At 74.5% G+C, this 8,413-nt stretch carries 8 protein-coding genes and 1 pseudogene; 4 read left to right on the forward strand and 5 right to left on the reverse strand.

Annotated features, from left to right (window positions below; translation table 11 throughout):
* Positions 1-47: 47 nt before the first annotated feature.
* Both ACFWBD_RS28790 and ACFWBD_RS28795 read right to left on the reverse strand, forming a co-directional pair.
* Positions 48-620, reverse strand: a complete 573-nt coding sequence (locus tag ACFWBD_RS28790) for a hypothetical protein (protein WP_385672782.1) — start codon at positions 618-620, stop codon at positions 48-50.
* A 226-nt stretch (positions 621-846) separates the two neighbouring features.
* Positions 847-2,319 (reverse strand): hypothetical protein, encoded by a 1,473-nt coding sequence (locus ACFWBD_RS28795; protein WP_385672785.1) that lies wholly within the window; start codon positions 2,317-2,319, stop codon positions 847-849.
* A 113-nt stretch (positions 2,320-2,432) separates the two neighbouring features.
* Here ACFWBD_RS28795 and ACFWBD_RS28800 point away from each other — a divergent pair, with 113 nt between their 5' ends.
* A complete protein-coding gene (locus ACFWBD_RS28800) occupies positions 2,433-3,698 on the forward strand; it encodes a molybdopterin-dependent oxidoreductase (RefSeq protein ID WP_385672788.1) in 1,266 nt (421 codons plus the stop codon).
* Positions 3,695-4,162, forward strand: a complete 468-nt coding sequence (locus ACFWBD_RS28805; RefSeq protein WP_385672791.1) for a hypothetical protein — start codon at positions 3,695-3,697, stop codon at positions 4,160-4,162. Before ACFWBD_RS28800 ends, ACFWBD_RS28805 begins: the two co-directional genes overlap by 4 nt.
* A 185-nt stretch (positions 4,163-4,347) precedes the next feature.
* Here the strand turns inward: ACFWBD_RS28805 and ACFWBD_RS28810 are convergent.
* The 3 genes and pseudogenes from ACFWBD_RS28810 to ACFWBD_RS28820 form a co-directional block, all read right to left on the reverse strand.
* A pseudogene (locus ACFWBD_RS28810) lies at positions 4,348-5,160 on the reverse strand (class I SAM-dependent methyltransferase); the annotation flags it as partial.
* Positions 5,049-5,666 carry a DUF2064 domain-containing protein gene (locus ACFWBD_RS28815; protein WP_385672794.1) on the reverse strand — a complete coding sequence of 206 codons (618 nt, stop codon included), beginning with the start codon at positions 5,664-5,666 and terminating at the stop codon, positions 5,049-5,051. The gene ACFWBD_RS28815 and the pseudogene ACFWBD_RS28810, both read right to left, overlap by 112 nt.
* On the reverse strand, positions 5,663-6,376 hold the full coding sequence (locus ACFWBD_RS28820) for a glycosyltransferase family 2 protein (RefSeq protein WP_385672797.1): 714 nt from the start codon (positions 6,374-6,376) through the stop codon (positions 5,663-5,665). Before ACFWBD_RS28820 ends, ACFWBD_RS28815 begins: the two co-directional genes overlap by 4 nt.
* Positions 6,377-6,490: 114 nt before the next feature.
* Here ACFWBD_RS28820 and ACFWBD_RS28825 point away from each other — a divergent pair, with 114 nt between their 5' ends.
* Positions 6,491-7,222 carry a response regulator transcription factor gene (locus tag ACFWBD_RS28825; protein ID WP_385672801.1) on the forward strand — a complete coding sequence of 244 codons (732 nt, stop codon included), beginning with the start codon at positions 6,491-6,493 and terminating at the stop codon, positions 7,220-7,222.
* Between the two features lie 2 nt (positions 7,223-7,224).
* Positions 7,225-8,334, forward strand: coding sequence for a sensor histidine kinase (locus ACFWBD_RS28830; RefSeq protein ID WP_385672804.1), 1,110 nt, complete (start codon positions 7,225-7,227; stop codon positions 8,332-8,334).
* Positions 8,335-8,413: the final 79 nt, after the last annotated feature.

An 8,413-nucleotide genomic window follows, 5' to 3' on the forward strand; every position in this document is an offset into this window, starting at 1 on the left:
CAGGCCTCAGGGAGGCCGAACGCCGGGGATCGTGCGGGCGGCCGGTGTCACCAGGTGTGCGCCACGTCCACCACGAGATGGTCGGCCAGATGCAGTACCCGGAACGGCAGGCGCGCCCGGACGCCGAGTCCGAACTGCGTCACACCCTCGAAGCTCCCGGCGTACCGGGTGTCACGGAAGGTGCTGTAGCCGGTGAGGTTCACGCCCGGCAGCGGCTGCGCCACCCGGCCCGGATAGGTGGGCGTGCCGGTCTCGGGGTCGTAGGAGGGCGCGTTGACCCGCACCTCCAGGACGGCACCGCCGCCGACGGCGATGGGACGGCCCGAGCCGTCCTGGTAGAGCCGGTCGACGTACGCGACCGAGTAGCCGAGTTCGGCGGCGCCCGCGCCCGGGACGTCGACGACGAACCGGTCGTAACAGTCGTGGCGGCCGGTCCTGACGTCGGTCAGCGGTGTCGCCGTGCCGGCGGAGTACGTCTTGGCCAGGCTGCCCCAGCCGGTGGCGCAGGCCGCGGCGGCCCGGGTGGCCGCGACCGGGGCGGCGGTGGCCGGGACCGCGGCCACACCCAGAGTGGTGGCCAGCAGGGCGGCGGTGACCCAGAGGGTTCTGTTTCGCACCATGATCTCCCCCGAAGGGCGTGTGTGGTGGTGTGTGTCGGATAAAAACAGAGACAGCCTGATTGCCCCAAAGGTTGCACTGTTCTCCGTCTCGATGTGACGACAGTGTGCCCGGCCGCCTCCTGCGGTCACGAACGGCCTCGGGTGCGGGCGTCGCCGGGACGCCGCACGACGCCGTACCCGGGCGCTCCTCGGAGGACTCGCCGGGTGAGCGCCGTCGCGCCCCGGGTCACCAGCCGGTCAGCAACAGGTGGTTGAGCAGCAGGGCCAGGGCGGCCTGGGCGGCCAGCCAGACCCGCGGGCGGGTGAGGAACGCGCAGGCCGGGAGGAGCCACATGGCGAAGGGGAGCCAGATGCGTTCGGTCTCGGCCTTGCTCATGCCGGACAGGTCGGCGACGAGCAGGGCGAGCAGGGCGGCGGCCACGAGGAGGGCGAGGCGGGCGTCCGCGCCGGAGCGGTGCGGACCGTCCGGTCGCGTCGCGAGGCGCTGGCCGCGGTGGCGAAGGCGAAGGCGGAGGCGCAGGCGGTGGCGGTGGCGGAGGCGGAGGAGTGTCGCGCCGGTCCGCCGTAGACCGGCCGCCGTCGCCAGGCCCGTGATCAGGACCGTGCAGGCGAGGTCGGCCCACACCCAGTAGCCGTAGGGGCGGACACCGCCCGCGCCCTGGTGGTAGCGCGTGACCAGCAGCCGGTACCCCTCCCACCAGTCGAATCCGGCGAGGGTGAACACCGTCGGCACGACGGCCGCCCCGGCGAGCAGAAGGACGAGCAGGTCGGGACGCGTCCGGACGCGTCCCCGGCCGAGCAGCAGCACCGCCGCGCCGATGAGCGCGAAGAGCGTGAGGCCGTAGGAGAGGTAGCAGGTCAGGCCGAAGAGCAGACCCGAGCCCAGCGCCCCGCTCCGCACCCGCCGTCCCGTGACCGCGAGGGCCAGCAGCGCCACGGACCACGCGGCGACCGCCGCGAAGTACGCGTCGGCCGACGTCCCCATCCACACCGCGGCCGGAGCCAGCACCAGGAAGGGCGCAGCCCGCCGCGCGAGCCCCTCGCCGGCCAGCGCCCGCACCGCCACCAGCACGGCCGCACAGGCCGTCGCGCCGACGGCGATGCACCACATGCCGGCCCAGCCCCCGCCCCGCAGCCCGATCCGGTCGAGCAGGACGAAGGTCAGCGTGGCCGCCGGGGGATGACCGGCGACATGCGCGGGCCAGTTGTCGGGGGACTCCAGAAGGATGTGCCGGGTGAAGTCGCGCAGTGTCGCCGGGACGTCGTGGAAACGGTCGACGACCTGGAGGTACTCATGGCGGGTGGTGAGCCGGCCGGCGACGCCCCGCCGCCAGTCGTCGATCAGGGCGAGGGACAGGATCCAGGCCGTCGCCGTGCCCCAGGCCGCCACGAGCAGGGCCCGCCAGGGCAGGCGGGCGGCGAGCGCGGGACCGTACCCCACGGTCGCGGCCGCCAGCGCGACGGCCGCCGGCGTGCCCGGCCCCAGATGAGGTCCCCAACTGCCCAGCAGCGGAGGCCAGTCGACCCGGAGACTGTGATGGGTGTGCTGGATGTGGTGGCCGATCAGCGCGGCCGCCGTCACGAGCAGGACGGCGGCGCCCGCCGCGTACAGGTCACGGCGGAGGGCGAGGCGGAGGTCGCGGGTGGTGCCACCGGAGCGCGGGGCTCGCGGCTCGGCGGAGCGCAGGGTGCGGGTCACATCGGCACGCTAGGCCGTGCGGCGGGCCAGGGGCCGCCGTCCGGGCCGGACGTCAGCGTTTCGTCATGAGTCGCGCCCCCTTTCCCGGGGGTGCCGCGGCCTACGGTCGGGGCATGCGAGACGATTCACGGCTCCCCACCTCCCCCGGCTTCTGGCGCAGCCCACTGCGCGGCCCCTGGTTCACCTCGGTGCTCGGCCTGGTGCTGCTCTTCGGCATCACGGTGCTGTTCGTGACGGGCCTGCTCTCGTACGCCGCCTACAACCCGGATCTCTCGCCGGTGAACGACAAGACCCCGGACAAGGGGATCCTCGGCTTCTACCTGTTCGCCTGGCCGACCGGCCCGCACTGGCTGTACCGGCTCAACCAGGGCGTCCACGTCACCCTCGGCATCACCCTGATCCCCGTCCTGCTGGCCAAGCTGTGGTCGGTGGTGCCGAAGCTGTTCACGCTGCCGCCGGCCCGCTCCCTCGCCCACGCGCTCGAACGGATCTCCCTGCTGCTGCTGGTCGGCGGCGGGCTGTTCGAGTTCGTCACCGGCGTCCTCAACGTCCAGCTCGACTACGTCTTCCCCGGCTCCTTCTACCCCCTGCACTTCTACGGCGCATGGGTCTTCTTCGCCGCGTTCGTCGCCCACGCCGTCCTGAAGGCCCCGGCGGCCGTACGCAATCTGCGCCGCCCGCGGGAGGAGGGGGAGCCGATCTCGTCCCGGGCGTCCGCGTCCTCGCGAGAGCTGGTCTCCCCCCGCCCGGATCCCGCGACCGTCTCCCGGCGCGGAGCGCTGTGGTTCGTCGGGGGCGGCTCGCTGCTGCTGTTCGCCACGACGGCCGGCCAGAGCTTCGACGGGCCGCGGGGCACGGCCCTGCTCGCTCCGCACGGCGGAGCCGATCCGGGCAGCGGTCCGAACGGCTTCCAGATCAACAAGACGGCCGCGTACGCCGGGATCGACGCTGCGCGCACGGACGAGGACGCCTGGCGCCTGGTCGTCACCGGGCGCACCGGCACCCTCCGTCTCAGCCGCGACCGGCTTCGTGAACTCCCGCTGCACAGCTCGGCGTTGCCCATCGCATGCGTCGAGGGCTGGTCGACCTCGGACCAGTGGTGGCGGGGCGTACGGCTGCGGGACCTGGCCGCGCTCGTCGGCTACGACGACGATCCGCCGGACGTGTTCGTCGAGTCCCTCCAGCAACACGGCGCCTTCCGCCACGCGGCCCTGCGCGCGAACCAGGTCGCCGATCCGCGCTCCCTGCTCGCCCTGTACGTCAACGGCGAGCCCCTGAGCCCCGACCACGGCTACCCGGCGCGCGTCATCGTGCCCGCCGCGCCCGGCGTGCTCAACACCAAGTGGGTGGCCCGGATGACGTTCGGAGAGACACGATGACGCCCGTGCGACGACGGCCGGTGATCGGCAGTCCCTTCCAGATCCTTCTGCTCGCCTGCTCGTTCGCGCTGGCCGCCTACGCGGGCGTACGTCTCCTCGCCGACGACTGGTTCGGCGTGGCGCTGTGGTGGGTGGGGGCGGCGCTGCTGCACGACCTCGTGCTGCTGCCCCTGTACGCCGTGGCCGACCGGGCTGCCGTCCAGGGGCTCGGCGCGACCGGTCATCGGCGGTGGGCGATGTACGTCCGGGTACCGGCCGCGTTCTCCGGGCTGCTGCTGCTCGTGTGGTTCCCGCTGATCAGCGGGATGGTGGACCTTCGTTACCGGTCGGCCACCGGCCGCTCGGCGGACGCTTTCCTCGCCCACTGGCTGCTGATCACCGCGGTGCTCTTCGGCGGCTCGGCGCTGCTGCTCGCGCTGCGACTGCGCAGGGCGACGAAGCAGCGGCCGCCGGCCGTCCACTGAACGGCCGTCCGCCAGTCCTCCCGGCCCGCGTACCGCAGCAGGGCCGGTGTACCGAGCCGCGCCCAGGGGAACGCCCGGCCGGCGCCGCCCGCCCCGGGCCGGTCGACGACCTCGACCTCGGCCCGTTCGTCCACGTCCACCGGTGCGGTCTCGACGATCAGCAGGCCGCCCTGGACGAGCAGGGCGGCCGCCCTGCGCAGAAGGGCGAGCGGGTCGCCGCCGATGCCGACATTGCCGTCGATGAGCAGCACGGTCCCCCAGCGCCCCTCGCCCGGCAACAGGTCGAAGACCGACCGCCGCAGCGCCTGTCCGCCCAGCTCCAGGGTGTGGGCGACGGCGGCCTCGCTGACGTCTACGCCCAGCACGGTCCGGCTCCGGGCGGCGAGTTCGGCCACCAGCCGGCCGGGGCCGCAGCCCACGTCCAGCACGGCTCCCTCGCACCGGTCCAGGATCGCCAGGTCGGCCGGGTCGGCGCGGGCGCACCACCGCTCCACCTCCAGCGGCAGCAGCCAGCCGTCGGCGCGACGCAGGAACAGCGGGCCCCGGCCGGTGCGCAGGGCGGCGCTGTACGGGTCGGCGGCGGCCCAGTCGGCGGCGACCCCCGCAACTCCCGCGACCCCTGCAACTCCCGCGACCCCCGCAACTCCCGCAACTCCCGTGACTCCGGCGACCCCCGCAACTCCGGCGACCCCCGCAACTCCGGCGACCCCCGCAACTCCTGCGACCCCTGCAACTCTCGTGACTCCGGCGACCCCCGCAACTCCTGCGACCCCCGCAACTCCCGCGACCCCGGCGACCCCCGCAACTCCCGCGACTCCTGCAACTCCCGCGACTCCTGCCACGCCGCCGTCGGCGGGGCCGGCCCCGCCGAGGTCGTACGCGGTGCTCACCGGCTCACCGCCGCCGTGCACTCGGCGAGGCGGGCGGCGAACCGGCCGTGCGGGGCCAGCGCGGCGACGGCCGCCGCGTCCGGGGCGGTGTCCACGTCCCGCAGACACGGCAGGTCGCGCAACCGCAGCCCCGCGCCGACGAGCCGCGCCCGCTGCACGGCCCCCGTGGAAGGCGTCGACATGGGCACGCCCCGCAGCAGACCGGGATCGGGCTTCGCGAGCCCCAGGGCCCAGAAGCCGCCGTCCCACGCCGGGCCGAAGTACGCGTCGCAGCCGTCGAAGTCGGCGGTCAGCAGCTCCGGCGTGACCTGCGGCGTGTCCATCCCGATGAGGAGGGCAGGCCCGTCGCACCGGGCGAAGGCGTCCGCGAGCCGTTCGTCGAGTCCGCCCGCGCACTGCGGTACGACGTCGAATCCGGGCGGCAGCCAGGGCCCGGGGGCGCCGTCCAGCACCAGGACGCGGCGGGACGCGGGCGTGGCCGCCACCGCCCGCAGGGTGTCGGACAGAGCCGCCTCCGCGAGCGCCGCCGCCTCCCCTGGGGTGAACGGCGGGGTGAGCCGGGTCTTCACCCGCCCCGGCAGCGGTTCCTTCGCGATGACGAGCAGCGTGGTCACCGTGCGGCCCCTTCGCGCGCCGCAACACCGTTGAGAACGCGGCTCATGTCCCGGACCGCCTGCCAGGTGCCACGCCAGGTGCCCGTCACCTTCGAGACGCCCGTACGGGGCAGGTAGGGGACGTCGTGCTCGGTGATCCGCCAGTCCGCGTCGGCCGCGCGCACCACCATCTCCAGCGGGTAGCCGCTGCGCCGGTCGGTGAGGCCGAGGGCGAGCAGCGCTTCACGGCGGGCGGCCCGCAGCGGGCCGAGATCGTGCAGGCGCAGACCGGTGCGGCGGCGCAGCAGCCGGGCGAGCGCGAGGTTGCCGGCCCGGGCGTGCGCGGGCCACGCGCCCCGGCCCAGCGGCCGTCGGCGGCCGAGCACCAGGTCGGCCGCGCCGGCGCGGACCTCGTGGACGAACGGCACGAGCAGCGCCGGGTCGAGGGAGGCGTCGCAGTCGCAGAAGCAGACGACGTCGGCGGTGGCCGCGGTCAGTCCGGCGTGGCAGGCGGCGCCGAAGCCCCGGCGGGGCTCGTGGACGACTCTCGCGCCGAGTGCGCGGGCGATCTCCGCCGAGCCGTCGGTGGAGCCGTTGTCGACGACGATGGCCCGCCAGCCGCTCGGAACGCGGGCGAGCACCCAGGGGAGTGCCTCGGCCTCGTCGAGACAGGGGAGCACGACATCTACTTCTGCGTCCGTTACTTCTGCGTCCGTGGTCACGGTCCTCACCCTACGAACGCGAATAGGGCGAAACGGACTTCGGCTCCTTACGAAACGCGGACGTCCGGGCGCCGGGACGCCCGCGGCGCGGCACGGACCGGGGCGCGGTGCGAGGCTGGAGGTATGCAGCAGCCGCACGAGTCCCCGCCCCCTCCGCCGGGATCGGCCCGGGTCCTGGTCGTGGACGACGACCCCACGGTCTCGGAGGTCGTCGCCGGGTACCTGGACCGGGCCGGCTATGTCGTCGACCGGGCCGACGACGGCCCGACCGCGCTGACCCGGGCCGCCGCGCACTGGCCCGACCTGGTGGTGCTGGACCTGATGCTGCCCGGCATGGACGGTCTCGAGGTGTGCCGCCGGATGCGCGGGCACGGACCCGTGCCGGTCATCATGCTGACCGCGCGCGGCGACGAGGACGACCGCATCCTCGGCCTGGAGGTCGGCGCCGACGACTACGTCACCAAGCCCTTCAGCCCCCGCGAACTCGTGCTGCGGGTCGAGTCGGTGCTGCGTCGCAGCCGGCCCGCCACCGGTGCGCGGGTGCTGGCCGCGGCCGGCCTGAGCCTCGATCCCGGCGCCCGCCGCGCCACCAAGGACGGCACCGAACTCGCCCTCACACTGCGTGAGTTCGATCTGCTCGCGTTCTTCCTTAGGCATCCCGGGCGGGCGTTCGGCCGGGAGGACCTGATGCACGAGGTGTGGGGCTGGGAGTTCGGCGACCTGTCCACCGTGACCGTCCATGTGCGCCGGCTGCGCGGCAAGGTCGAGGACGACCCGGCCCGGCCGCAGCTGATCCGGACGGTGTGGGGCGTGGGCTACCGCTTCGAACCCGGTCCCGACCGAGAGGGGGAGTGACCGTGCGCGACACCCTGCTGATCGCCCTGTTCGCCTTCCTCGGCGCCCTGTTCGCCGGGCTGCTCGGCGCGGGCGCGCTGTGGCTGCTGCGCCGCCGTTCGTTCACCGCGTCGCTCACCGTGGTGGCCGCCGTCGCGGTGACCGCGATGCTGGCGGGCACGCTGGCCGTGGCGCAGGCGATGTTCCTGTCCGGGCACGACCTGAGCGTCGTGACGACGGTGGTGGCGATGGCCGCGGTGGTCTCCCTGGCCACCGCCGTTCTCCTCGGCCGCTGGGTGGTCGCCCGCAGCCGTGAACTCACCCGTGCCGCACGCTCGTTCGGCGACGGCGGTGCCTTCACCGCCCCCGCCGGCCCGACCACCGCCGAACTGGACGCGCTGAGCCGTGAGCTGGCGGCGACCAGCGGTAAGCTCGCCGAATCCCGGGACCGCGAGCGCGCGCTGGAGACGTCCAGACGTGAACTCGTCGCCTGGATCTCGCACGACCTGCGCACTCCGCTGGCCGGACTGCGCGCGATGTCGGAGGCGCTGGAGGACGGGGTCGCGGCCGACCCGGCCCGCTATCTGCGGCAGATCCGCACCGAGGTGGAGCGGCTCAACGACATGGTGGGCGACCTGTTCGAGCTCTCCCGCATACACGCCGGGGCGCTCGCGCTCTCCACCTCCCGCATGTCCGTGTACGACCTGGTCGGCGACGCCCTCGCCGGCGCCGACCCGCTGGCCCGCGAACACGGCGTACGGCTCGTCGGCGGCCGTGTCGAGCCTCTTCCGGTCGAGGTGGACGGCAAGGAGATGAGCCGGGTGCTGGGCAATCTGCTCGTCAACGCCATCCGGCGCACGCCCGCAGACGGCACGGTCGCCGTCGCCGCGGAACGCTCGCCCGCCGGGGTCGTCGTCTCCGTCACCGACGGCTGCGGCGGCATCCCCGAGGAGGATCTGCCGCGGGTCTTCGACACCGGGTGGCGCGGGACGCACGCCCGGACGCCGCCGGCCGGGGCGGGGCTGGGTCTCGCCATCGTGCGGGGGATCGTGGAGGCACACCAGGGGTGGGCGACGGTACGCAACATCCCGGGCGGCTGCCGTTTCGAGGTGACCCTGCCGACGGCCCCCTGAGGGCCGACGGCCCCCTGAGGGCCGACGGCCCCCTGAGGGCCGACGGCCCCCTGAGGGCCGACGGCCCCCTGAGGGCCGA

This window comes from Streptomyces sp. NPDC060002 (genome assembly GCF_042737245.1).
Taxonomy (GTDB): domain Bacteria; phylum Actinomycetota; class Actinomycetes; order Streptomycetales; family Streptomycetaceae; genus Streptomyces.

Bases quoted from the DNA above. Each gene is read 5' to 3' on its own strand.
- ACFWBD_RS28790 (WP_385672782.1), bottom strand. From the start codon at position 620: ATGGTGCGAAACAGAACCCTCTGGGTCACCGCCGCCCTGCTGGCCACC.
- ACFWBD_RS28800 (WP_385672788.1), top strand. From the start codon at position 2,433: ATGCGAGACGATTCACGGCTCCCCACCTCCCCCGGCTTCTGGCGCAGC.
- ACFWBD_RS28805 (WP_385672791.1), top strand. From the start codon at position 3,695: ATGACGCCCGTGCGACGACGGCCGGTGATCGGCAGTCCCTTCCAGATC.
- ACFWBD_RS28825 (WP_385672801.1), top strand. From the start codon at position 6,491: ATGCAGCAGCCGCACGAGTCCCCGCCCCCTCCGCCGGGATCGGCCCGG.